Consider the following 23,829-nt stretch of genomic DNA (forward strand, 5'->3'; position numbering starts at 1 on the left):
GTTCGTTCTCCTTTCATGAAACCACTTGTTTTGCTGGCAGCGGCCGGCCTGCTTTGGGCTGCTACACCAGCGCAGGCACAGCGCAAAGCCAAAACAGCTACTACCGCAGCCGCCTCTTTCCAGCGGCTCCAGCCTCAGTTCGGGGGCCTCACCCACGCCCAAGCCGAGCAAGCGCTGGGCCCGGCTTTCCTGACGAAGCTAGCCAGCAGTTTCCCCTCGCGGGCCGAGGCCAGCCAGTTTTTCAGCACCAAAGGCTACGAATACCTGGCCGAAAGCCAAACCGACACCGCTGCGTACCGCTTCAACCTAGCCTGGGTACTCGACCCCAACAATGCGGATGCCTACCACGGCCTCGGCATCGTCACCAGCACTTCGGCCCCCGAGCAATCCATCAGTCTGCTCAACAAGGGCCTGACCCTGGCACCCACCAATGCCTTTCTGCTCAGCGACCTGGGAGCCAGCTACCTGATTCGTTACCAGCAAACCAACAAGAAAAAAGACCTGACCACTGCCACTGAACTGCTGGAAAAGGCTACCACCCAAGCAACGCCCAACGCCGCTGCCTGGCAGCAGCTGGCCCGGGCCTACTACCTCCAGGAGAAATACCCCCAGGCCTGGGAGGCCATTCACAAAGGCCAGAATATCAGCCTGGCTTCTATGGATTTCGATTTGATAACTGAGTTGAAAGCCAAACTTCCCGATCCTCAGGGCACCATCAAGTAAGCGCCTTGCCTCTCGGCCGTGGCAACCCCGGCTGCCAGTGCGCGTAAGCCGAGGCTTCCTCACCTATTGCTCCTACCGCGTGATCTTCCGTTCTCTCCTGCCCACCGCCCTACTCATCTCCGTTACAGCCCACCACGTCAGTGCCCAGGGCACTGGCCCCGAGCGTCGTCGTCGCCACTATGATGCGCAGGCGCGGGCATATTACCGGGGGCCAGTGCGCTTCACGCTGGGGGGCGGCATAGGGTACTACAACGGCGACCTGACCAGCCGCCTCGGCGACCAGTTTCTGGGGCCCAGCCTTACCGGTGGAGTGCAGTATCAGCTGCATCCGCATTGGCAGCTGGGTGGCGAGGCTTCCTATATTCGGCTAGGAGCCAAGGACTACTTGCCGGAGCGCGGCCTGGCTTTTCAGGGCAGCAACTTGGCCGGTATTGCCTTTGTGCGCTGGGAGCCTTTGCATGATGGAGGCGCTTATGCCGCTCAGCGCAAACCAGCGTCCATCATCAAGCCTTACCTGAAGGTGGGGGGCGGCTGGCTGCTCTATAACCCCAAAGCATTTCGGGGCACGGAACGGCCCAGCGGCAACTTTACTCCGGAGTACCTGGCCTCCGAGCGGAACGACTACTCGGCCTTGGCCGTGGTACTGCCCGTAGGTGTGGGCGTTACCGTGCGCCTGACCCCCAAGCTGGGCGCTACCCTGGAGGGCTCCTACTCCCTCACCTCCACCGACCAGCTCGACGACATCAGCCCCGTATCGGGCCGCTCTTCTTCCGCGCGCAATGATAACTATGGCCAGTTGGAGCTGAAGCTGGAGTACTCGCCCTGGAGCCGCTAGCCAGTAGTCATAGTGTCCGTGGCCTAACGCTACCAATTGGTACAGAAACAGAAAAGGGTTGCCGAGTGGCAACCCTTTTCTGTTTCTGTATGGGCAGTAAGGCCCACTACTCTTTCACGAAACGCTCGTGGAAGGCTTTCTGGCCGTCGGTTACTGTGAGCAGGTAGATGCCTTTGGCGAGGCCGGCCACGTTAAGCTGGCCGTTCTCGAAGCGGGCTCCCACCACGCGGGCTCCGCGCAGGTCGGTTACCGTGGCCGATATTACCGGGGCTTTGCTGGCCAGGGCAATATTCAGCACGTCGGAGGCCGGGTTGGGGAACACCGAAATGGCTTTCTCAGCTGAGTTGCCCAGGGTAGTGCCACCCGTAATGCCGGCCACGCCATCGAAGGCCAGGGTACCGCCCGTGATGTTCACGGTGTAGTCCTCCGTTTCGCCGTAGCTGTAGCTGTTGCAGCTGGTAGTAGCCGAGGCGTCGCTCATTACCACGCGCAGGCGGGTAGCGCCCGATTTGGCGGTGCTGGGTACCGTGAAGGTGCTGGTGAGGGTGCCGGTGCTGGCCGAGGAACCCGATACAACCGTTTCGCCGGAATCAGCAAAGTCACCATCCTGGTTGTAGTCGATATAGATTTTCCAGTACTCGGTGTAGGCCGTGGAGGCAAAGCCGGCCGAGAAACTGATGGTTTGCGAGGAACCAGCGGCAATGGAGGTAGACGAAGCCGTGCCGTTGTAATAGCCGGCATCAGCCGCGGAGGTACGGGCAATGGTGCCCAGCTTCACGTAGTCAATCCACTCGTAGGCCACGTTAGTACCCTTGGAGGTGCAATAGGTAACCGTGGTGGGCGGTGGCGTGGTGCCACCGGCGGCAGCGCCTACACCCACGGCGTACCAGGCATTGGTTACTGCCGTCACCTGGGCCGAGCCCGCGCCGTACAAATCGGTAGCGGCCGAAATGGAGGCCGTGCGGGCATTGGCGTAGGTGGAGGAAGCCGTGAGGTATACGCTTTCGGTGCGGTAGGCAATTTTGGCGGCGGCATCAATGCCGATGCCGGCTACCGAGTAGGCGCTGCTGATGTCATTGGTGCCCGAGCCACCCTGGGCCAGCAGGTAGAACCAGAAGTTAAGCACGCCCGAGTTGGTGTGCACCCCGCCGTAGTCGTTGCTGGAGGTAGGCGAGGTAGTGGTAGCCTTCCAGTAGGTGCCCTTGTAGGTATCGGGCTGGCCGTAGGTGTTGGGGCTGCTCATGGAGCGCAGCGCCCCGCCAGCTTTCATAATTTCCTCGCCAATCAGCCAGGTGCTTTTGCCGCTGAGGCCGTACTGGCTCACGGCCCGGGCCTCCACGCAGGCGCCCCAGATATCGGAGAAGCCTTCGTTCATGGCCCCCGATTCGTTCTGGTAGGTCAGGTTGGCGGTTTTCTCGCACACGGCGTGCCCGATTTCGTGGCCGCACACGTCCATGGCCGTGAGGGGCTTGAAGGTGCTGGCCCCGTCGCCGTAGGTCATTACCGAGCCGTTCCAGAAGGCGTTTTCGTAACCAGCCCCGCCGGGCACATCATCAAAATGCACGTAGCTCTTGATTTTGGCCCCGGCGTTATCGTAGGAGTTGCGGCCGTGCACGGCACTCCAGTAATCGTAGGTAGCCTGGGCCCCGAAATGCGCGTCGCCGGCCACGTTGTCGTAGTTGGCGTTGTTGTATTCGGCGGCCGTCCAGTTGTTGTCGGCGTCAATGAAATCGACGGCGGCGGTATAGCTGTTGCTCTTTTTGGCGTTGTAGGTTTCGATGCCCAGGCCCCGGGTGTACTCGCGCAGGCGGTAGCCGCCGGTAGTGGTTTCGGTGGCCAGGGAGCGGGTGCCGCTGTAGGCCGTGGCGAAGGAAGCCGTGGCACCGGCGTGTTTGATGATGTTGTCCTGCAGTACTACCTCACCGGAGCGGGCATCCACGTAAATGTAGGCGCGGCTCAGCGGGGCTTTGGCGTACACGTTGAACTTCCAGGCCAGAACGGGCTTGTTACTCTGCAAAGCATTGGCGTTGCGCTGATTGCGCACAATCACCAACTCACCCTGGGGCTTGTATGTGGCGGCGGGGTTGTTTTCCTGCTGTTTCAGGCTGGCCTCTTCCTGGGCATCCTGCCACATGTAAGTGCGGGCTCCCACAAAGGCCATAGCCCGCTCCAAGGCGGCTTTGGCATCCAGGGAAGGGGTGGTAGTAAGGCCGCGCACCTTCTCAAACTGCCCACTGATGCTTTCTACCTGCCCTTTGCGGGCGTGCACGGAGTAAGTGGCGTGCTCCACCTTAATGCCTTTGTAATACTGCTGGTACTTCTCGTGCACGTAGCCGAGCTGGTCAATGTCGGTTTTGGCCTGAACCAGTTGGTCGTCCTGAGTGAGTTGCAGCTGCTCCCGCAATACAGCGGAGGCTGTGCTGAGCGGGGCTTCCTTGCCGGCCCGGAACCGTACCAGGTAGGGCGTATCGTTGTCGTTTTGGTCCTGCACCTGCACGCGGGAGTAATCCTGCGCCAGCGCCGACGACGTTAAGCCACCGAGCAGCAACAGAGTTGCCGCGGAGTATTTGTTGATCATGCTGTGTGGTTGGTTGTGGGGAGTGAAATTGAACTGCTCCTGGACCGCGCCTTGTGTTTAGTCAGAACTCGGATCCAGTCATCTAATTAATGTATTTTTAATCTTAATACCTATTATTTAAAATATTTATATCAAAGTGCATGATAATTTAATCATATTTCAATAACATCAGTATTTATGAGCAAATGTTAAAACTACTACTGTTCAATCTTTTAGCGAATACTCTTCGATCTGACGTATAATGCACCGGTTTTTCTCAGACTTTGGGAACACAAAATTTTAAACATTCCAAGATTGTCTTCATGAATCCTTCATCTTTCATTCTCACCGATTCGCGCTGGAGCCTGCGGGGGCAAACAGCCGTTGTCACGGGAGCTTCCAAAGGAATTGGGGCCGCCGTAGCCGCTGAACTACTACGCTTTGGCGCTACTGTGCTGGCGGTAGCCCGCACCGCGCCGGAGCTGGAAACTCAAGTGGCGGGGTGGCGGCAGCAGGGCCTAGCCGCCCACGCCGTAGCCGCCGACGTAAGCACAACTGCCGGGCGGAATGCGGTGCTGGAGGCCGTGCAGCAGTTGGGAACCGGGCTGCACATGTTGGTGAACAATGTGGGTACCAACATTCGCAAGCCCACCGTGCAGTACTCCGAGGATGAATACCGCCGCCTGATGGCAACCAATCTGGAATCGGCCTGGGAGTTGAGCCGGGGCGTGCAGCCGCTGCTGGCAGCAACTGGCGCGGGTAGCATCGTCAATATCTCCTCGGTGGCGGGCCTCACGCACGTGCGCACCGGGGCCATCTACGGCATGACGAAGGCGGCGCTGGTGCAGCTGACGCGCAACCTGGCGGCGGAATGGGCCGGCCAGGGCATCCGGGTGAATTGCGTGGCGCCGTGGTATATCCGCACGCCGCTGGCGGCCAGCGTGCTGCAAAACGAAGCGTATTTACAGGAAGTAGTGAGCCGTACGCCGGCCGGCCGCATCGGGGAGCCCGAGGAAGTAGCCGCCGCCGTAGCCTTCCTGTGTTTGCCGGCCGCCGCTTACATCACCGGCCAAACCCTGGCCGTAGACGGCGGCTTCACGGTGAATGGGTTCTAGGTGGTGAAGTTGTGAAGGGTGAAGTTGTGCCGTCTATTTAGCCCGAACAGCACAACTTCACCCTTCACAATTTCACCTTTCACTACTTCACCATTGCCCGGAGGGCAGTTTCGTAGCGGGGCAGGGCCTGGGCATCGGAGGCGAGGTAGAGGAAAGGCTCGATAAGCTCCAGTTCCATGAGCAGCAATTCGCCGTCTTGGTCCACGCCGTCTACGCGGGCGTAGAGGCAACCTTGGGCAAATTGCTGCACAATAGCATCGGCGGCGCGGCGCAGGTGGGCGGGAGCTTCCCGGGGCTCAATGCCGCCGCCCAGGTAGTGTTGCACCCGGAAGTCGCCGGCTTTGGGCGTTTTCAACACGCAATGGCTAAACTGGCCGCCGTAGTAGAGCAACGACCACTCGCCTTCCTCCTGAATGCGGGGCAAAAAGGGCTGGGCCAGGAAATCCTCGTGCTGAAGTAGCTCCGTGAGCTGGGGCTGACGCACGGCGGTTTCCTGCCGGGTCAGCACGAACGTATTTTTGGCGCCCCCGCTCACGGCCGGCTTAATTACCAGCTGCTCCTGGTTCATTTCCCGCAGCAGTTCGGCGGCATCCACGGCCTGGCCCCGGGGCAGCAGGCGGGTGGGCACAATGCGTACCCCGGCCTGCTCCATTTCCAGCAGGTACTTTTTATCGGCGTTCCAGCGGATGGTAGCCGCGGGATTGAGCATGCGCACGCCCAACTGCTGCATGCGGTCCAGCCACTCGTAGAATTCCGCCACCCGGTCAAAATAATCCCAGGGCGACTTCACTACCACCACATCGTAGCGTAGCCAATCCACGGCCGGATTGCTCCAGATGCGGGGCTCCACGGTGTGGCCCTGCTCACGCAGGTAGCGGGTGAGCAGGCTGTCCTCATCATCCACGTTGGGGGCGGCGTACTGGGCCAGGCTTTCGCAGGTAACGAGGGCTATGGAGAGGGTGGGGGCAGAAGAAGACATACGCAATGCAATGGGCGCGCCGGAGCAGCACGCCCAATTCGGGAAGTGAATAGGCTAGCAGACGATAAAGCTGGCCGCAGGTTGCGTTCAATGGCTGATTAGCGGCCAACCGGCTGCTGCCAGACAGATTTATTTCTTACCAGTAGCCAGGTAATCAGTAGCCAGGGTTACCAACGTCCGCACGCCCAGGGTCAGGCCGCTTTCATCCACGAAAAAGCCAGGGGTGTGGTGCGGAGCGGTATCGGCGGGGTTCTTCCCCTTGGGCATCCCCCCCACGAATACAAATACGCCGGGCACTTTCTCCTGGTAGAAGGCAAAGTCCTCGGCTCCGGTTACGGCCTTCTGCACGCTCACATTGGCCGGGCCGGCAGCCCGGTTGAGGCTGGGCACTATTTGCGCGGTCAGGCCCGGGTCGTTGAAGGTAACGGGGGCGTAGTTCACGATGTCTACCTCGGCCGTAGCCCCGGCGCTTTCGGCAATGTTGGTAGCGGTGCGACGCACGGCGGCCCATACTTTCTGCTGCATTTCCTTGTTGAGGCAGCGGATGGTGCCGGTCAGCTCCACTTGCTCCGGAATGATGTTGTTGCGCACCCCGCCGTGCACCATGCCCACCGTCAGCACTACCGCGTCCTCCGTCAGCTCCGCCTGCCGGCTGACAATAGTTTGCAGGCCCAGAATAATTTGGGCGGCGGTTACCACGGGGTCTACGGCCAGCCAGGGGTAAGCCCCGTGCGCCGATTTGCCCTTCACTTTAATGTTGAACACGTCCGAGGAGGCCATTTCGCCCCCGGGCCGGTAGCTGAGCTTACCTACTTCCGTCTGGGCCTGAATGTGCAGCCCGAAGATGGCATCGACTTTGGGGTTCTGCAGCACGCCTTCCTTCACCATGAGCCGGGCCCCGCCTTCCTGGCCGGGTAAGGAGCCTTCCTCGGCGGGCTGAAAGATGAACTTCACGGTACCAGCCAGCTCCTGGCGCATCTGTACCAATACCTCGGCGGCACCCAGCAGCATGGCCACGTGGGTATCGTGGCCGCAGGCGTGCATCACGCCTACCTCCTGGCCGTTGTACTGGGTCCGGGCTTTGGAGGCGAAGGGCAGGTTGTTGCTTTCCGTGACGGGCAGGCCGTCCATATCAGCGCGCAGGGCCACTACGGGGCCGGGCTTACCACCTTTCAGCAGCGCCACCACGCCAGTGCGGGCCACGCCGGTTTGCACCTCCAGGCCCAGCTTGCGCAGATGCTCGGCTATCAGCGCGGCGGTGCGGGTTTCCTGGTTGCCCAACTCAGGGTGCTCGTGCAAATCGCGCCGCCAGGCTATTACTTTGGCTTCTTGCTGGGCCGAGAGCTTGGCAATGCGCTCAGCCGGAAAAGCAGGTTTGGTTTGAGCAAAAACGGGCGCGGCGGTCAGCAATGCCCCGGTGAAGGCCAGCAGGTAACGGTGGTGCATGGGCAGAAGTAAAAACGTAGCAAAATGACCGGGGCGGCCCTGGACGCCAGGCCCGCTCTGGCCAGGCAATGTAAGCCGGAACCGTCCAGAATAGAAATTTCGGGCTGCTGACAGCCGACCTTACTGCCAGAAAGTTGTGCCCCGGCCGAATTTATGGTGCTTCTTTGCGGCTTCCTCCCCGGCTCGGCGGCCGGGTATTACCGGCTGATGCTGCTACGGGTGCGGCCGTCCGGTAACCTCGTCCGGGCGTCAGCGCGCAACAACCGGCCTCATGGCTTGCCGCCATCCAACCGGAGCAGACAGCATGCCAAAGCCTACCGCATATGTTACCCATTGACTCCCTGACCTGGCCGGCCGCGTGGCGCAACTTCGCCTTCCGATGGCGGCTGGGGGCCGTGCTGGCGCTGCTACTGCTGCTGGTCAGTCAGTTGCCGCGCTACTTTGCCTGGGTGCAAGCCCGCCCCGCCCGCATCCTCCCCGACCCGCTGCTAGCGGCCCTGCCTGCGCACGACGTATCGGGGGCGGCTTTTGCGGTGATTTACCTGGGTATCGGGCTGGGGGTGGTTACGCTGCTGCCCCGGCCCTACCGCCTGCTTCGGGCGCTGTGGGCTTACCTGCTGCTGCACCTGCTGCGGTGCCTCACGCTGTACCTGCTGCCCCTGGAGCCCCCCCCGGGCCTGGTGCTCCTCCGCGACCCGCTGGTGGATCAGCTCATTTACGCCGCTCCCGCTCCCATTACCAAAGACCTGTTCTTTTCCGGCCACACCGCCACGCTGGTTCTGTTGGCCCTGGCCGTGCCGCCGGGCGGGCGGCGCCGGGCGTTACTAGCTGGCTCCCTGCTGATTGGGGCGTTGGTACTGGTGCAGCACGCGCATTATACGTATGATGTGCTGGCCGCCCCCCCGTTTGCGGCGCTGGCTTGGTGGCTGAGTGGGCGAGTTAGCAGACTGGTGTAATCCAAAGGGCATAAACAGCTGTCATCCTCACTTCAAATGCTTCTCGTAAATGCCGGCGGCAATGCGCTCCGTCAGGCTTTTCGGGACGAGGCTGGTGAGCGTGGCGGACACTTTGTTGAGGGCGCCGGGAATCAATTCGGCCTCACCGGCCAGTAAGGCGGCAATACCGGCCCGGGCTACTTGCGTGGGTGTCATGGATACTTTGTTGGCGGTAGCCTGCAGCTCGGCATTCATACCGGCCCGGCCGGCGAAATCGGTGGTGGTAGCGCCAGGGCTCAGGCAGGTTACCGATACGGAGGTGTCGCGCAGCTCGTAGCGCAGGCCCCGGCTGAAGCTAAGCACAAATGCCTTGCTGGCTGCGTACAGCGTAAGCGTGGGCACGGCCTGGTAGGCGGCCGTGCTGGCCACGTTCAGGATGTAGGCCTTCGGTTGGCGGCGCAAGGTGGGTAGCAGAGCATGCGTGAGGGCCACGGGCAGGTGCATGTTTAGCTGCAGCATGTTTTGTTGCTCCTCCATGCTCAGCTCTTCAAACCGCCCCCAGAGGCCATAGCCGGCATTATTTACCAGCACCGCCAGCTCAGTAGTTTGCGCCAGAACCCACTCGGCTAGTTGGCCGGCGGCGCCCGGTACGGCCAGATCCAGCGGTAGTACCTGCGCCTGCCGGCCCAGTTGCTGCACCTCGGCGGCTACTTCCCTAAGCTGATTTTCTGAGCGGGCTGTCAGCAGCACATCGTAGCCGCGCCGGGCCAGCTCCAGGGCCATGGCCCGCCCTATTCCGCGCGAGGCGCCCGTAATCAGTGCTGTTTTCAAGGGTGAAGTTGTGAAAGGTGAAGTTGTGAAATGGTGAAGTTGTGCCAATCCAGGTTGCCGGGACTTTCACAACTTCACCTTTCACAACTTCACTATTTAACCAAGTGTAAAAACCGCAGGTAGAACGGCGTGGGGCTGTTGTCGTGCTTGGGCTCGTACTTACCGGCAATGATGGGGACGTACATCACCCGGCGGCGCGACACCTCCCCCACCAGCGGCGACTGAGCTACGCGGTGCCACATGCGGCCGTCGTGCACGGTCAGGTCGCCGGGCTCAGTTTCCACGGCCACCTCGTGCTCGTCGGGGCCTACGTCTTTGTAGTATTTCTTGCGGAAGAGGATGTCGCGCAGGCCCTGGCGGTGGGTGCCGGGTATCAGGCGCAGGCCGCCGTTGGTGGCGGGCGTTCCATCCAGGTGCACGCCCACGTTCAGCATTGGTCCGATTTTCTTGCCGTAGAACACGTCCCGTAGGGAATCGGTGTGCCAGCCCATTTGCGAAAACTCCGAGCCGGGCACGTTCACATAGTGATTGATAACGAGGCCGTCTTTCTCATTCACGCCCACCCGGCCACCGGGCGCTTCCAGCAGCGGAAACAGCGCCCGAAAACGAGGGTCCTGCAGAAACTGGTGCAGCACCGGGCTGTGGTGGGAGGCAAAGGCGAACCGCTGCACGATGGGCGAGCCGTCCACGTCCTTGCCGTATTTGATGGGTACCCCGTTCACCTTCTTTACATCATCGGCCAGCCACTGCCGCTGCACGGCTTCGGAAGCCCGCAGCAGGCTGTGCACGGTGGCGGGCTCAATGAAGGCGCGAAAATGCAGGAACCCGTTTTGGCGAAAAAAATCCAGCTGCTCCGGTGTTAGGCTCTCGCCCAGGGTAAAGCGTGGATAGGTTGATTGTGGTGACATAAGGGGAGAGGCGGTCAGGAACACGCCCGTTCAGGCAGCGGCAAAGATAACAGGTAAAGGCGGGGCCGGGCGGTATTGAGGTCAATTCATCTGCTCGAATCCAGCGCCCAGGGTACGCAATAACCAGTGAAGAATGAGTGAACCAACCAGCCAGCGCCTATTTGGTTTGCAGCGTAATGCGTATCTTGGCAGGTACTGCCGCTGCCCTACCAACCACCGTTCCGCATGAAACGACTGCTGCTGTCGTGGCTGCTCCTGCTGTGCGCAGGAGCCGCTCTCGTGGCACACGCGCAAACCACTGCTACCCGCCTCGTGCCCTTTCGCCAGGGCACCCGCTGGGGCTACGCCGACCGTAGCCGCCGCCTGGTGCTGCCCGCCCGCTTTGATGAGGCCGGCCCCTTTCAGGAGGAGTTAGCCTGGGTGCGGCAGGGCAACCTATTCGGCTACATTGATGGGGGCGGTAACCCCGTAACGCCTATCCAGTATACCCGCGCCGGCAATTTCCGTCAGGGTCGGGCAACCGTGGAGCTCAGCGGCGAAACCTTCGACATCGGGCCCAGCGGGCACCGGCTCACTGAGCCGGCAGCCACTGAGCTGGAAGAGGAGCCGCTGGAACAGGGCGACGTGGTGCGCAAAGACGGCAAAGTGGGTTTCCGCTTCACGGTGGGCACGGCCTCGGTGCCGGCCATCTACGATGAAATCCGGGACAACTACAACGGGCTGCTGTTTGTGCGGCAGGCCGGCAAATGGGGCGTGCTCAACGCCAAAGGCAAGCTGGTGCAGCCCCTGCAGTACGATGCCATCCGCCTCACCGGCAACCTAATATACCCCGTGGTGCAGCAAAACGGTCTGTTCGGCTACCTCGACGCCGAGGGCAACCGCCTCACCGAAATCCGCTACCTCCAGGCCGAGCCCTTCCTGCAGGACGTAGCCCGAGTGCAAACCCCCAACGGCCGCGCCGGCTACCTCGACAGCACCGGCCACGAGTTCTGGACCGACGAGCAGTAACCCCACCCCCAGCCCCTCCCCTCCGGGAGAGGGGTGCCAGATGCAAGTTCAGTGTGTCGTTGAACGCACCCCTCTCCCGGAGGGGAGGGGCTGGGGGTGGGGTTAATTCAGTATCTTATACTCTTATGCTGCCGCTTCCCATCCTGAATGTGCGCCTGCAAGCCTGCCACGAGGACTGGCAGCAGATGACGCCCACCGCCCAGGGCCGCCACTGCGCCCAATGCAGCCGCACCGTGCTGGATTTCACCCAAGCCACCCAACCGGAACTGCAAGCCGCCTTCCGCACCTCCCCCGATGGCCGGGTGTGCGGCCGGTTCCAGCCACAGCAGTTGGCCCCGGAGCAGCCGGAGCCGTTGCCGCGACGCGTGGCGCTACGGCCCCGGCAGCGGAAGTTTCTGGTGGCGCTGCTGCTGGTGTGCGGGCTGGGGCTGTCGGCGCGGGAGGCGGTGGGGCAGGTGCGAAAAGCATTGCCAGCAACTACACCCATCAAAATGTATCTGCCTCAACTGCCGAGCAACGAGAAGGGCATACCAGATAAATCCGCTCTTAGCTCAGTTGAACCGGCAGCCACTGCCGCTTTACCATTTATTGGCTATGTGGAGCAGATGCCCGTTTTCAAGGGCGGTACCGATGCGCTAATGAAGTTTATTGCCGCTAATTTTCATCGACCCACTGAGGCTCCGGAGACGCTTGAGGGCCGGATATTTGTCAAGTTCATAATTACCGAAACCGTGGCCGTGCGCGACGTGCAAGTAGCCAAGAGCTTGCACCCGGCGCTGGATGCGGAGGCCGTGCGCGTAGTAAAACTACTGGATGGCAACTTCACGCCCGGCCAGCAGAACAAGCGGCCGGTACCCGTAGGCTACACTATTCCGTTTACGTTTAAGTCAGCTGCCGCCACACAACCAGCAGCCCGCAAGCGCAAATGAAAATTCAGTCGATTTCCACGGTTTGGGTAGTGGCGTGTCTGCTTGCGGGTAGCCAAACGGTTGCCGCGCAGGCAACAATAGACACTGTCGGATTGCGTGGCAGGCCACTAGAATTAAAGACTGAACCGCTGGCCGAAGATGGAGTATCAGGCATCATTACTTCCGAAACCTACCGAACCATTGGCAAGGGCGGACCCGTTACAATTTGTGAGGTGATGCCCGCTTATATCAAGCGTAACAAGAAAGACAACCTGCTGCTATTCATCCAGCAGAATATACGATGGCCCAGCATGGGGTTACGCATGCAGGTTGAGGGTAAGGTGCTTATTTCCTTTATAGTTGACACGGATGGCAACGCCTATCGTTTTAAGGTTATAAAAGGACTGCATCCTGCTTTTGATGCCGAAGCCTTACGCGTAGCGCAGTTGCTCAATGGCTGCTTTTCACCGGCCCTCTGCGGCGGCATAGCACGGGCGCACGAGGTAGTAGTTCCTGTTTATTTCGCTTTGAAATGAAGACTGCGTCATTCAGGTTGTTCGGCTTGGGTCTGCTTTTCGTCAGCAGTCGGGCCTTTGCCCAGATAGCCGAAGCGGTAGACGCTACCGGGTTGCATAGAAACTCCAACATAGAAGTCCTGCCCGTACGCGACTGTTTTGGGCCGGGAGAGAACAGTATGCCCATTTTTATTGGTGGCGATACTGCCCTCATCGGCTTCTTAAACAGGAATATCCATTGGCCTGATAGCCTATATCCGTGAGCGGAAGAGTATACGTGCGCTTTATAGTAGACCGCAAAGGCCATGTCGGCAACGTAGCTGTTGTGCGCACTTTGCATCCCGCCGCCGATGCTGAGGCAATTCGGGTAGCCAACCTACTAAGCGGGCACTTCCTGCCAGGAACCAACAAAAAGCGCCAGCCAATCGATGTTGGCTACACGCTCCCATTCTTCTTTCATCCGTAACCACTGCTACGGTTCTGGTGTAAGTTGAATCCTGTTGTCCGTAGTCCGGAAAACCTTTCTATTTTCCGCTCCCGTAGAACCTCCACTCAACTTCTCCCGCCCTATGCTTTTCACGCCCAGCCCCATGCTGCTTAAGCTGCTGTATACCCGCGGCAGCCTGCACAACACGCCCGAGGGCGTGGCCTTCAGCATCAAAAACCGCCTCGATACCGTGCGCATTACCCGCGTGGAGGCCGTGGTGCTGGATGGCAAGCGAATTGGTGTGGAGCAGATTGCCTTGGACCTGGGCGGGGGCGACGTGCGGCCGGCCACCACTTTCAACGCCGATGCCGCCGGGTTCACGCTGCCGGTGGGCCAGTCAGCCACATTCCATTTGCACACTGAGCCGCTGCCCGAAGGCATGCACAAGGTGCAGGTGCAGTTTTCGGCTGATCCGTTCGGGGAGTTGACAGTGGAGGTGGAGGATTCCATTACCAACCTGCCGGCCCAGGGCAACAAGATTCCGCGCTCCGAGGAAGACGACTACGCCGACGACGCCATTCAGGCCCGGCAGCGGTTTGCCGAGGAGTTTTCGGGTCAGCAGTTTCAGCACCTCAAGCACTACTCCTTCGATGCCCACGATTTGCAGGGCAACTGTGAGCATTTCACCGGCGTGGCCCAGATTCCGGTGGGCTTGGCCGGGCCGCTGCACGTCAACGGGGAGCACGCCCAGGGCGACTTCCTGATTCCGCTGGCCACCACCGAAGGCACGCTGGTAGCCAGCTACAACCGCGGCATTCAACTCCTGAACCTGTGTGGGGGTGTGAAATGCACCGTCATTGGGGATGCCATGCAGCGGGCCCCGGTGTTTGTATTCGATGACGCCCGTGGGGCCCGGGATTTTGGCAAGTGGGTGGAGGAGGAAATCGACCAGATTCGGCCCGAGGCGGAAAGCACTTCCCGCGTAGCCAAGCTCCAGTACATTGACACCTACCTGGCGGGCAAATTCGCCTACCTGCGCTTCAACTTCAGCACCGGCGACGCGGCGGGCCAGAACATGGTGGGCCGGGCTACCTTCGCGGCCTGCTCCTGGATTCTGGAGCACTACAAAGGCGCACCCATCCGCCACTTCTACCTCGAAAGCAACTTCGCTACCGATAAAAAGGCCTCCCAAATCAACGTGATGCGCACCCGGGGCAAGCGCGTGGTAGCCGAGGCCGTCATCAAACGCGACATTCTGCAGCAGCGGATGCGCGTGACGCCCGAGCAGCTAGCCTACCACGGGCAGGTGAGCAACGTGGGCGCGTTCATCTCGGGGGCCAACAACAACGGCGCGCACTCGGCCAACGGCATCACGGCCATGTTCATTGCCACCGGTCAGGATGTGGCCAACGTCTCGGAATCCTCAGCCGGCGTGCTCTACTCCGAAATCACGCCCGAGGGCGACCTGTACATCAGCATCACCATTCCCAGCCTCATTGTAGCCACCCACGGCGGCGGCACCGGCTTGGCCACCCAAAACGAGTTTCTGCGCATGTTGGGCTGCGTGGGCCGCGGCACCGTCAACAAATTTGCTGAAATAGTGGCCGGCGTGGTGCTGGCCGGAGAATTAAGCCTGGGTGCCGCCATCAGCAGCTCCGACTGGGTAAGCAGCCACGAGCAATACGGCCGGAATCGGTGATTTAGTGAAGTTGTGAAATGGTGAGTGGCCGTTCTGTTAGCGCATTCTGCGCCGACGGAACGGCCACTCACCATTTCACCAATTCACTAAATCACCGTTACAGCGGGTCGGCGGTTACTTTGAAGCGGGAATCCGTGCGGATGGTGATGTCGCGGCTGATGGGCTTGCGGATGCGGGCTTCCGTGGACAGCGTGTAGCTGCTGGCTTTCACGTATTTATCCAGCTTCTCCTTGGTAGGCGTGAGCTGCAGGGTGTTGACACCGGTGGGGATGTTGTCCTGCGAAGCCAGCAGAATCCGGTCGTTGCTGTCGGTGCTGATGTAGATGCTGATGCTCTGCAGGAAGTCGAAGTTTTCGGTGCTGGGGTCCGTCACGGTGAGGGTGAGGCGGTCGAGCTTCACGTCTTTCACCAGGTTGGCGCTGGTGTTTTCGTTTTTGAACTTCTCATCGGAGCGGGTGGGCACCGAAATGGGGGTGAGAGGAATAATCTGCCCCACCGGAAACGCGCTGGCAATCTTCACCGACTGCGAATCTTCAATGTAAAACGTCAGCAGCTTGTCCAGTTTGTCGCAGCTGCTCAGAAAAGCCAGTACCACCAGTACGGGGGCCAGAAACAGGATTTTTTTCATGGGTTTTGCAATTTGCCCGAAGGTACGAAGCGCCGGTTTGTTCCGGTTTGCCTGAGCCGCCAGAACACGAATTGTGCCACACCAACTCCATCAGCAACTCGATAAAACCGGAATCGGGACGCTAGCTGCCTAACGTCCCGGTTCCGGTTTTTCGCGTGCAAACCAACGGAACTGTCATTCTGAGCCAAGCAAGGAATCTGATAGAATCGGTTAACGACTTTACCCAGATTCCTCGCTTCGCTCGGAATGACAGTTCTAGCCGGCTAATCCATCATATCCGCCGCGCGCGGTGGGTCGGGCACGAAGCCGGGCTGCCAGCTCATGGGGTAGCGCGGGTCTACGTAGGGCAGGGCGGCTTCGGTGAGGTAGAGTGGGCGGAACGTGTCGAGCATCACGGCCAGCTCGTGGGTTTCCTTTTTGCCAATGCTGGCTTCCACGGTGCCGGGGTGCGGGCCGTGCGGGATGCCGCTAGGATGCCAGGTAAACGAGGCCAGATCCACGCCCTTGCGCGACATGAAGTTGCCTGCCACGTAGTACAGCACCTCGTCGGAATCGACGTTGGAGTGGTTGTAGGGAGCCGGAATGGCCAGCGGGTGGTAGTCGAACAAACGCGGCACGAAGGAGCAAATCACGAAGTTGTTGCCCTCGAACTGCTGGTGCACGGGTGGCGGCTGGTGGATGCGGCCGGTAATGGGCTCGAAGTCGTGAATACTGGTGGCGTAGGGGTAGAAGTACCCGTCCCAGCCCACCACGTCGAAGGGTGAGTGGCCGTACACCAGCGTGTGCAGCAGCCCGTCCTTCTTCACCCGCACCTCGTACTCGCCCGATTCGCGTACGTCGCCTTCAATCAGCTCCGATGGCCCCCGGAAGTCCCGCTCGCAGTAGGGCGCGTGCTCCAGCAGCTGCCCAAAGTGGTTACGGTAGCGCCGGCAGGTTTCCACGGGGCTGAACGACTCGATGATGAGCAGGCGCACCGGCCCTTCCTCAAAGTGCATTTGGTGAATGATGGTGCGCGGAATTACCACGTAGTCGCCGGGCTCGAAGGCCAGCTTGCCCAGCTGGCTCCACAGCTCGCCCCGACCCTCGTGCACAAAAATTACCTCATCGGCCAGCGCGTTCTTGTAGTAGTAATCCATGCGCTGCTCCGTGGGGTTGCAGATGCTCATGGTCACGTCGGCGTTGCCGAGCAGGGTCTGGCGGGCCTGCAGATAGTCGCCGCCGGTGGTAGTTTGGGCCAGGGTGCGCAGGTGGGCGGGCTCCAGCGGCCGGTCTTTCAGCAGCTTGGGCGCGAAGGGCCGGGGCTCCCCTACCTTCTTGATTTCGGTGGGCGCGTGCTTATGGTAGAGCAGCGACGAGACGCCGTGGAAGCCCAGCGTGCCCACCAGCTGCTCGTGGTAGAGGGAGCCATCGGGCTGGCGGAACTGGGTATGGCGCTTGCGCGGAATCTGGCCTAGGCGTTGGTAGAAGGGCATACGGGTGGAAAATTGCGGGTGGGAAACAAGCAAGGAATGCCGGGCAGTGAAGGTACAGGATTTGCCGCTGAAGTGCTGGCCCAGTACAACGCAGACCACCCGGCAACGGCCACCGTACCTTTACACAACGGCGGCCCTGGCAACTTTTCCGGTGCGTTTCGGCTTTCCCCAATCCACACCTCTTATCCCATTATGCTGTCGTTCCTGCTGCCCCTGCTCTCGTTCCTGACGCCCGATTCCCCACCGGCCGCCCCCGCGCCGCGCAGCCGCACGTTCACCTTCACGTACGCGGCCACGGTGCCGCCCCTGCCCGCTGGCACCGACTCGGTGGAGCTGTGGCTGCCAGTGCCTCACCCCGATGCCTCCCAGCAGGTCAGCAGCCTGACGGTGAAAACCATCGTTCCCTACACCGTGCGCACGGGGCAGTACGGTAACCAGCTGCTGCACCTGAAAGTAGCCGCTGCCCAGGCTGCCAACCTGCGGGTAGAAATGCAGCTGCAGGCCACCCGCCGGGAGCACCTCAACCCCTACCTGACCACCCCCGCGCCTAAAAAACCGCGCCCCACCGAAGCCGCCGACCCTAACATGGCCCGCTGGCTTCAGCCCGACCGCCTCGTGCCCCTCGACAATAAAATCAAACAATGGGCCCAGGAAGTAGTCACGAAGGCCCAGGCCAAAACCGACCTCGAAAAAGCCCGCGCCATCTACGAGCACGTGGTGAGCACCGTGACCTACGACAAAACTGGCCAGGGCTGGGGCCGGGGCGACATCTACTACGCCTGCGACGCCCGCCGGGGCAACTGCACCGATTTCCACGCCGTGTTCATCGGCTACTGCCGGGCGTTGGGCATTCCGGCCCGCTTCAGCATCGGGTTTCCACTCCCGCCCGAGCGGGGCCAGGGCGAAATCAAGGGCTACCACTGCTGGGCCGAGTTCTACACACCCGCCACGGGCTGGGTGCCCGTGGATGCTTCGGAAGCTGCTAAAAACCCCGCCCGCCGCAACTACTTCTTCGGGGCCCACGACGAAAACCGCCTGGAGTTCACCCGGGGCCGAGATTTGGTATTGTCGCCGCGTCAGGAAAGCGCCCCGCTCAATTACTTTATCTACCCCTATGCCGAAGCCGACGGCAAACCGCTGACGGGCATCCAGCAGACGTTTCGGTTTCAGGATATGAAGTAGGGATTATGGCCGTTAGGAAAGCTTATAAGAACGTCATGCTGAGCTTGCCGAAGCATCTCTACCGCTTCGATGAACGGCTCAGACGAAGTGGTAGAGATGCTTCGGCTGCGCTCAGTATGACGTTCTGTTTCTTTGGAGCGGCCTGACCGTAACTCTGCCTGCTTACTTCTCCAACAACCCTAGCATTACCGGATTGTTGGGCTCTTGCACGGCTTTCAGGGCTTGCTGCATTTCCACGTCGTCTTGGTTAAGCACCTGGAAGTAGGCCGATTTGCCGTAGGCGCTGCGGGCAATGAGGGCCTTGAGCTGGGTGCGGAGCAGTGGGGTGCTGCGGCGCAGGCCCGCTGCATCCTGCGCAATACCGTTATGGGCGGCGCGGGCGGCCAGCTGCTGCAGCTGGGTTTCACCTACGCGGAACGTCTGGTTGAACTGTTCAAAGCGCAGGGCTTCCATCTCGTCCTTGTGCTCCTGGTAATAGGCCACGGCGTACTCCCGAATGAGGTTACTGCTCTGCAGCCGCGTGTAGTAAGCCGAGGTAGCGGAAGTATCGCGGGGTACAAACAAATCGGGCATGATGCCGCCCCCGCCGTACACCGTGCGGCCGTGGGCCGTGCGAAACTTCAGGGAGTCGGCAAAGTGGATGCTGTCGGCGTGGAACAACTCCCCGTGGCGCAGGCGGTTCTGCAGGTCTTTCTCGTACTCGGTGAGCCCGCCCCGGTAAGATTTCTGGATACTCCGGCCCGAAGGTGTGTAGTAGCGGGCAATGGTCAGGCGCAGCTCCGAGCCGTCGTGGAGGGCAATGGGCTGCTGCACCAGGCCTTTGCCAAAGGTGCGGCGGCCCACCAGCACGGCCCGATCATGGTCCTGCAGAGCGCCGGCCAGCACTTCGGCGGCCGAGGCGCTGCCCTCATCCACCAGCACTACCAAGGAGCCTTCCTCAAACTCACCCACTACCCGGGAAAACGTTTGGGTGTCGTACTGGTCACCTTTGCCGTCGGTGTACACAATCTTCTTGGTGCCCCCGATGAACTCATCGGCCATTTTGGTGGCCCGGTCGAGGTAGCCGCCGGGGTTACCGCGCAAATCCAGCACCAACCGCGTGAGGCCCTGCCGGCGCAAATCACCCAAAGCAGACTTGAACTCATCATACGTACCGCTGGCGAAGCGGCTCACTTTGATGTAGCCGGTTTGGCTGTCCACCATGTAGGCTACATCCACGGAGGCGTTGGGGATGCGGTTGCGGGTTACCTGCACGGTAATGGGTTTGGGCAGGCCGCGCCGCAGCAGTAGCAGCTGCACATTGCTGCCCCGAGGGCCGCGCAGCTTGCCAAATACCTGCTCGGTGGTGTGGTGCATACCCGATACTCGCTGCCCATTCACGGTCAGGATACGGTCGCCGGGCTGCAGGCCGGCTTGCTCGGCGGGGCCCTCGCTTAGCGGGGCCACTACCGTTACGGTGTCCCGGAACAGGTTAAACTCCACCCCAATGCCATCGTAGTCGCTCTGCAAGAAGGACGATGCCTGCTGCTGCTGCTTGGCCGGAATGAAAACCGAGTGCGGGTCCAGCCGCTCCAGCATGCGGCTGATAGCGTAATCCGACAACTCCTCGGCGTTTACCGAGTCCACGTAGTCCCGATCCACGTAGCTGAGTATTTCCTTGAACTTTAGGTAGCCACGGGCCGTGAGGTCGGGGTTCTGGTCGGAGGGACGAAACGGGTTGGCCCCGAGCAGCACCCCAGCCAGCAAGGCCAGCGCCAACAGGAGCGGCTGACGCACACGCCACCGGGCATTTTGCGGAGTTGGCTGCGACGCGGATGGCGACGAGTCGATTGGCTCGGGGGTCATAACGCGTTGAGAGAGTAGCAGTTCAATCGATAGTCAGAAATACACGGTACGGGCAAGCCTTCAAAACTATTGAAACTTTCCAAGAATGCCAAGGCACCTATACAGGCAGAATCATTTTCAGATAACAGTACAATTTTACCTTGATCAAACCCAAAAATTGGATTAGTAAACCTGTTTCAGTTCAACTTTAAATTACCTGATTATGAACCTGGTGCAAAGATTAATTTATGATTTTAGAAAGACCTTACTTATTCGCCTGACGCCTGGCTTCACCGGATGAATTGGCCCTAACACTCGGTACCGGCCACTAACCGCAGGCTGGGCATCTGGTACCTTTCCGGCAGGGCCTCGTATCTTTGCGGGCGGCTACGGCCTACTCCCAAACCGCAGCCAAGCGGCTTCACCTTTTACCTTGTTGCCATGGGCCGAATTCTTGCCATTGATTACGGGCACAAGCGCGTAGGACTGGCCGTTACGGACCCGCTCCAGCTTATTGCCTCTCCGCTCGATACGATTCATAGTCAGGACTTGCTGGCGTACTTAAAAGCCTACCATCAGCGCGACCCGCTGGATGCCCTGGTGATTGGGATGCCGAAGAATCTTCAGAACGAGGCCACCGACTCTACCAGTGCCGTAGTGGGCCTGGTGCGGAAGCTGCGCAAGGAGTTTCCGGCGGTGCCCGTGCACGAGATAGACGAGCGGTTTACCTCCCGCATGGCCCACGCGGCTATGCTGGCGGGCGGGCTAAGCAAAAAGGACCGCCGCGACAAGGCCACCGTAGACAAAGTGGCCGCTACCATCATTCTGCAATCCTACCTCGAATCCCGATGATTTACCCCATTGTCGCCTTCGGTGACCCCGTGCTCAAGACCAAGGCCAAACCCATTCCGGCTGATTTTCCGGCCGCTGAGCTGCAGCAAATTATTGCCGACATGTACGACACCATGTACTACGCCCACGGCGTGGGGCTGGCGGCGCCCCAGGTCGGCAAGAGCATCCGCCTGTTTGTAATTGACTCCGAGCCCATGATGGACGAGGACGAAGAAGGCAACCCCATTGTGGAGGAGCCCACGGCCGGCCCCGTGAAGCGCGCCTTCATCAACCCCCAGATGGTAAGCGAAACCGGGGAAGAATGGGCGTTTGAGGAAGGCTGCCTGAGCATTCCGGGCGTGCGCGAAAAGGTGGTGCGCCACTCCACCATTGTGCTGCGCTACGAAGACGAAAACCGCCAGCAGCACGAGGAAACTTTCTCGGGCATGACGGCCCGCGTAATTCAGCACGAGTACGACCACCTGGAGGGCGTGCTGTTCACCGACTACGTGTCGGGGTTGAAAAAGCAGCTGCTGAAGGGCAAGTTGGCCCGCATTAGCAAGGGCGACGTGAATGCCGACTACCGGATGAAGTTTGCCGGTCAGGGCCGACGGTAAGTTTTTAAGGGAAAAGTCAGAAAGTTAAAAAGTCAAAGCAGTTCTGTCATCCTGAGCATAGCGAAGGGCCTTCTCACACTTGCACAAAACCGTGCTGACGTGAGCAGGCCCTTCGCTATGCTCAGGATGACAGTTTTTTCTTATAGCTGAGCTTGTTACCTTATGTCCCATGAAATCAGTATCCCGTTATCATCTGACTATACTATGCGTTTTGCTTACGGCCTCCTCGGCGCAGGCCTGGGGGTTTTTCGGGCACCGGCTGATTAACCGGCTGGCGGTGTACACGCTGCCGCCCGAAATGATTGGCTTCTACAAAGCCAACATCGACTATCTGACCGACAACGCTACCCGGCCCGACTCCCGGCGCACGGTGGTGCCCGGCGAGGCGCCACGCCATTTTCTGGACGTGGATGTGTACGGCGACTCGGCCCTGACCAAACTGCCCCGCTCCTACGCCGACGCGGTGGCCCTGCTGGGTGAAGACTCCCTGTTGCGCCACGGCATTGTGCCCTGGCAGGTAGCCCGCATGAAGGGGCAGCTGACGGCCGCCTTCCAGGCCCACGATGCCGACCGGATTCTGCACCTCTCGGCCGATATGGGGCATTACGTGGCCGATGCCTGCGTGCCTTTGCATACCACGCACAACTACAACGGACAGCTTACCGGGCAGCGCGGCATTCATGGCCTCTGGGAAAGCCGTCTGCCTGAGCTGCTCAGCAGCGGATACGACTTTTTCACTGGCCCCGCGCCCTACCTCGACAGGCCTACCGATGCCATTTGGGCGGTGGTGGCCCGCTCCAATGCGGCCGTAGATTCGGTGCTGCGGTTTGAGCGGGAGTTGAGCCTGAAAACGCCCGAGGACCGCAAGTACGGCTTCGAGCAGCGCGGTAACCTCACGGTGCGCACCTACTCCCGCGACTTTGCCCGGGAGTACCACCAGCGCCTGAACGGGCAGGTGGAGCGGCAGATGCGCCTGGCTTTACGGCTGGTGGGCGCGTTCTGGTACACGGCCTGGGTAGATGCCGGCCAGCCCGACCTGGGCACGCTCCCCCGCTCCCCCTCCGAGAAAGAAAAGCAGCGCCTGGCCCTGGAAGCCAAGCAAACCGAGCAAACTCCCGCCAAGCCCGTAGCGGGCCACGAGGACTAAGCGGCCCATCAAAACCACTCCGGTAAGCAAAACTGATAAGTGTTTGGCTCAGGAAACTGGTTAACACCTGGAATCAGCCTCGTTCAGTTTAAAGCCATCCAGAGCGTGGTGTTGCTAGCGGTATGTGCGCTGTGTACCGTGTGCGTACTCGAAACCAATAAACTGGCTTGGAGCTACCTAGCTGGTTTCCGGCCGTTGATGCTAGCAGTGTGCGTTTAAGAAATGGTGAATACCGAAAGCAGTGTAGGATATTTGCCGGAAGAATATCTATTTTCCGGCATTCTTTCCCTCACCTCTATCTTTTCATGGAACAACCTTACGCTTCCTCTACGCCTACACCGCCCGCTGGCGGCCCGCCACCCAAAAACTGGCTCGTAGAGTCTATTCTGGTTACCATTTTCTGCTGCTTACCCTTCGGTATCGTAGCCATTGTGAATGCCGCCAATGTAAACTCCCGCGTGGCAGTAGGTGACTACGCCGGTGCCCTGGATGCCTCGCGCAAAGCCGGGCAGTGGGTAAAATACTCGCTTATCACCTGGGCCGTACTAAGCGTGCTATACGTGGTATTTGTGGTAGTAATGGGAGTAGGCGCCGGCATGTTGAACGGCATCAGCGGCCGGTAATTTGGCTTTTCGGCTTTCCGTATCGAAAACAGCCAGTGTAACAGCTTTAGGCCTATTGGCCGGGCTGGCACTGGCTGTTTTGTATTTCCGCCTCGACCCCGCCCAACACCCATTTCCGCGCTGCCCCGTGAACTGGCTCACGGGCCTGCACTGCCCGGGGTGTGGCACCCAGCGGGCATTGCACGCACTGTTGCACGGCCGCTTGCAGGTGGCCGCAGGCCATAATTTGCTGGCGGCCTTGTGCGCCCCCGTTATGCTGTTTGGGGCCGTGCAGGAAATAAGTAGCAGCCTGCGAGGTACCCCGCGCCGGCTCACGCTCCTGTACCGCCCTTGGTTTGGCTGGGCAGTGGTAGCGGCTACGGTTGTGTTCACGCTGCTCCGCAACCTGCCTGGGCCGTTGCAGGCCTGGTTAGCTCCCTGAACGGACAGCTTAGTAACGACGAGGCCAGCACAATGCCGGCACGCGCCCACCCCGTCGTGGTGCGCTTTTTATTTCTGCCCGCGCCAACTTCTGCCAGACCATTAGCTGCGGCAGCGGGCTGCAGAACCGGCTTGCCTTGGCGGAGGATGCAGGTACTTTGGGCCAGCAGGAACCTGCGTACGCCGAGCGTTGCGTACG

Annotated in this window: 24 protein-coding genes; 16 read left to right on the forward strand and 8 right to left on the reverse strand. The window is 60.4% G+C overall.

The genetic code is table 11. The features are described from left to right. Window positions 1–15 precede the first annotated feature (15 nt). Window positions 16–723: a tetratricopeptide repeat protein gene (locus tag ABIB60_RS05495; protein WP_354578273.1), complete on the forward strand. Its 708-nt coding sequence runs from the start codon at window positions 16–18 to the stop codon at window positions 721–723. A gap of 79 nt (window positions 724–802) precedes the next feature. Continuing rightward, window positions 803–1,558, forward strand: a complete 756-nt coding sequence (locus ABIB60_RS05500) for an outer membrane protein (RefSeq protein ID WP_354578275.1) — start codon at window positions 803–805, stop codon at window positions 1,556–1,558. Between the two features lie 106 nt (window positions 1,559–1,664). Here the strand turns inward: ABIB60_RS05500 and ABIB60_RS05505 are convergent, their stop codons facing one another. After that, window positions 1,665–4,136: a M4 family metallopeptidase gene (locus ABIB60_RS05505; RefSeq protein WP_354578277.1), complete on the reverse strand. Its 2,472-nt coding sequence runs from the start codon at window positions 4,134–4,136 to the stop codon at window positions 1,665–1,667. A gap of 302 nt (window positions 4,137–4,438) precedes the next feature. Between ABIB60_RS05505 and ABIB60_RS05510 the strand changes: the two genes are divergently transcribed. After that, a complete protein-coding gene (locus tag ABIB60_RS05510; RefSeq protein WP_354578279.1) occupies window positions 4,439–5,230 on the forward strand; it encodes an SDR family oxidoreductase in 792 nt (263 codons plus the stop codon). 82 nt (window positions 5,231–5,312) lie between these two features. Here the strand turns inward: ABIB60_RS05510 and ABIB60_RS05515 are convergent, their stop codons facing one another. Both ABIB60_RS05515 and ABIB60_RS05520 read right to left on the reverse strand, forming a co-directional pair. Beyond that, a complete protein-coding gene (locus ABIB60_RS05515) occupies window positions 5,313–6,209 on the reverse strand; it encodes an ATP-grasp domain-containing protein (RefSeq protein ID WP_354578281.1) in 897 nt (298 codons plus the stop codon). A 129-nt stretch (window positions 6,210–6,338) separates the two neighbouring features. Continuing rightward, window positions 6,339–7,655: an amidohydrolase gene (locus tag ABIB60_RS05520; RefSeq protein WP_354578283.1), complete on the reverse strand. Its 1,317-nt coding sequence runs from the start codon at window positions 7,653–7,655 to the stop codon at window positions 6,339–6,341. 323 nt (window positions 7,656–7,978) lie between these two features. Between ABIB60_RS05520 and ABIB60_RS05525 the strand changes: the two genes are divergently transcribed. Further along, window positions 7,979–8,611 (forward strand): phosphatase PAP2-related protein, encoded by a 633-nt coding sequence (locus ABIB60_RS05525; protein WP_354578285.1) that lies wholly within the window; start codon window positions 7,979–7,981, stop codon window positions 8,609–8,611. A gap of 27 nt (window positions 8,612–8,638) precedes the next feature. On the opposite strand, the gene ABIB60_RS05530 is transcribed toward ABIB60_RS05525, so the two are convergent. Then, entirely contained in the window at window positions 8,639–9,421 is a 783-nt protein-coding gene (locus tag ABIB60_RS05530; protein WP_354578287.1) for an SDR family NAD(P)-dependent oxidoreductase, read from the reverse strand. A gap of 92 nt (window positions 9,422–9,513) precedes the next feature. Next, window positions 9,514–10,329 (reverse strand): phytanoyl-CoA dioxygenase family protein, encoded by an 816-nt coding sequence (locus tag ABIB60_RS05535; RefSeq protein WP_354578289.1) that lies wholly within the window; start codon window positions 10,327–10,329, stop codon window positions 9,514–9,516. Window positions 10,330–10,554: 225 nt separating this feature from the next. On the opposite strand from ABIB60_RS05535, the gene ABIB60_RS05540 reads away from it, so the two are divergent. The 5 genes from ABIB60_RS05540 (at window position 10,555) to ABIB60_RS05560 (ending at window position 14,886) form a co-directional block, all read left to right on the forward strand. Next, window positions 10,555–11,337, forward strand: a complete 783-nt coding sequence (locus ABIB60_RS05540; RefSeq protein WP_354578291.1) for a WG repeat-containing protein — start codon at window positions 10,555–10,557, stop codon at window positions 11,335–11,337. Window positions 11,338–11,462: 125 nt separating this feature from the next. Continuing rightward, window positions 11,463–12,266: an energy transducer TonB gene (locus ABIB60_RS05545; RefSeq protein ID WP_354578293.1), complete on the forward strand. Its 804-nt coding sequence runs from the start codon at window positions 11,463–11,465 to the stop codon at window positions 12,264–12,266. After that, a complete protein-coding gene (locus tag ABIB60_RS05550) occupies window positions 12,263–12,781 on the forward strand; it encodes an energy transducer TonB (RefSeq protein ID WP_354578295.1) in 519 nt (172 codons plus the stop codon). Before ABIB60_RS05545 ends, ABIB60_RS05550 begins: the two co-directional genes overlap by 4 nt. A gap of 238 nt (window positions 12,782–13,019) precedes the next feature. After that, a complete protein-coding gene (locus ABIB60_RS05555) occupies window positions 13,020–13,226 on the forward strand; it encodes an energy transducer TonB (RefSeq protein WP_354578297.1) in 207 nt (68 codons plus the stop codon). A gap of 103 nt (window positions 13,227–13,329) precedes the next feature. After that, entirely contained in the window at window positions 13,330–14,886 is a 1,557-nt protein-coding gene (locus tag ABIB60_RS05560) for a hydroxymethylglutaryl-CoA reductase (protein WP_354578299.1), read from the forward strand. Window positions 14,887–14,983: 97 nt separating this feature from the next. On the opposite strand, the gene ABIB60_RS05565 is transcribed toward ABIB60_RS05560, so the two are convergent. Together ABIB60_RS05565 and ABIB60_RS05570 are read right to left on the reverse strand one after the other, a co-directional pair. After that, window positions 14,984–15,514 (reverse strand): hypothetical protein, encoded by a 531-nt coding sequence (locus ABIB60_RS05565; protein ID WP_354578301.1) that lies wholly within the window; start codon window positions 15,512–15,514, stop codon window positions 14,984–14,986. 263 nt (window positions 15,515–15,777) lie between these two features. After that, on the reverse strand, window positions 15,778–16,986 hold the full coding sequence (locus ABIB60_RS05570; RefSeq protein WP_354578303.1) for a homogentisate 1,2-dioxygenase: 1,209 nt from the start codon (window positions 16,984–16,986) through the stop codon (window positions 15,778–15,780). A gap of 192 nt (window positions 16,987–17,178) precedes the next feature. On the opposite strand from ABIB60_RS05570, the gene ABIB60_RS05575 reads away from it, so the two are divergent. Next, the gene (locus ABIB60_RS05575) at window positions 17,179–18,168 is read left to right on the forward strand and encodes a transglutaminase-like domain-containing protein (protein ID WP_354578305.1); all 990 of its coding nucleotides are present in this window, start codon (window positions 17,179–17,181) and stop codon (window positions 18,166–18,168) included. A 162-nt stretch (window positions 18,169–18,330) separates the two neighbouring features. Here ABIB60_RS05575 and ABIB60_RS05580 read toward each other — a convergent pair whose 3' ends face one another. Further along, window positions 18,331–19,944, reverse strand: coding sequence for a S41 family peptidase (locus tag ABIB60_RS05580; protein ID WP_354578307.1), 1,614 nt, complete (start codon window positions 19,942–19,944; stop codon window positions 18,331–18,333). A 489-nt stretch (window positions 19,945–20,433) separates the two neighbouring features. Between ABIB60_RS05580 and ruvX the strand changes: the two genes are divergently transcribed. The 6 genes from ruvX to ABIB60_RS05610 all read left to right on the forward strand — a co-directional run bounded on the left by ruvX (window position 20,434) and on the right by ABIB60_RS05610 (window position 23,631). Next, a complete protein-coding gene (gene ruvX, locus ABIB60_RS05585) occupies window positions 20,434–20,844 on the forward strand; it encodes a Holliday junction resolvase RuvX (RefSeq protein WP_354578309.1) in 411 nt (136 codons plus the stop codon). Then, on the forward strand, window positions 20,841–21,440 hold the full coding sequence (gene def / locus ABIB60_RS05590) for a peptide deformylase (protein WP_354578311.1): 600 nt from the start codon (window positions 20,841–20,843) through the stop codon (window positions 21,438–21,440). Before ruvX ends, def begins: the two co-directional genes overlap by 4 nt. 169 nt (window positions 21,441–21,609) lie before the next feature. Further along, complete coding sequence (locus ABIB60_RS05595) at window positions 21,610–22,587, forward strand: zinc dependent phospholipase C family protein (RefSeq protein WP_354578313.1); 978 nt, start codon at window positions 21,610–21,612, stop codon at window positions 22,585–22,587. A gap of 39 nt (window positions 22,588–22,626) precedes the next feature. Continuing rightward, entirely contained in the window at window positions 22,627–22,806 is a 180-nt protein-coding gene (locus ABIB60_RS05600; RefSeq protein WP_354578315.1) for a DMT family protein, read from the forward strand. Window positions 22,807–22,892: 86 nt separating this feature from the next. Further along, on the forward strand, window positions 22,893–23,210 hold the full coding sequence (locus ABIB60_RS05605) for a CD225/dispanin family protein (RefSeq protein WP_354578317.1): 318 nt from the start codon (window positions 22,893–22,895) through the stop codon (window positions 23,208–23,210). Window positions 23,211–23,289: 79 nt separating this feature from the next. After that, window positions 23,290–23,631 carry a DUF2752 domain-containing protein gene (locus tag ABIB60_RS05610; protein ID WP_354578319.1) on the forward strand — a complete coding sequence of 114 codons (342 nt, stop codon included), beginning with the start codon at window positions 23,290–23,292 and terminating at the stop codon, window positions 23,629–23,631. The last annotated feature ends 198 nt before the right edge of the window (window positions 23,632–23,829 follow it).

It is taken from the genome of Hymenobacter sp. UYP22, assembly GCF_040547285.1.
Taxonomy (GTDB): domain Bacteria; phylum Bacteroidota; class Bacteroidia; order Cytophagales; family Hymenobacteraceae; genus Hymenobacter.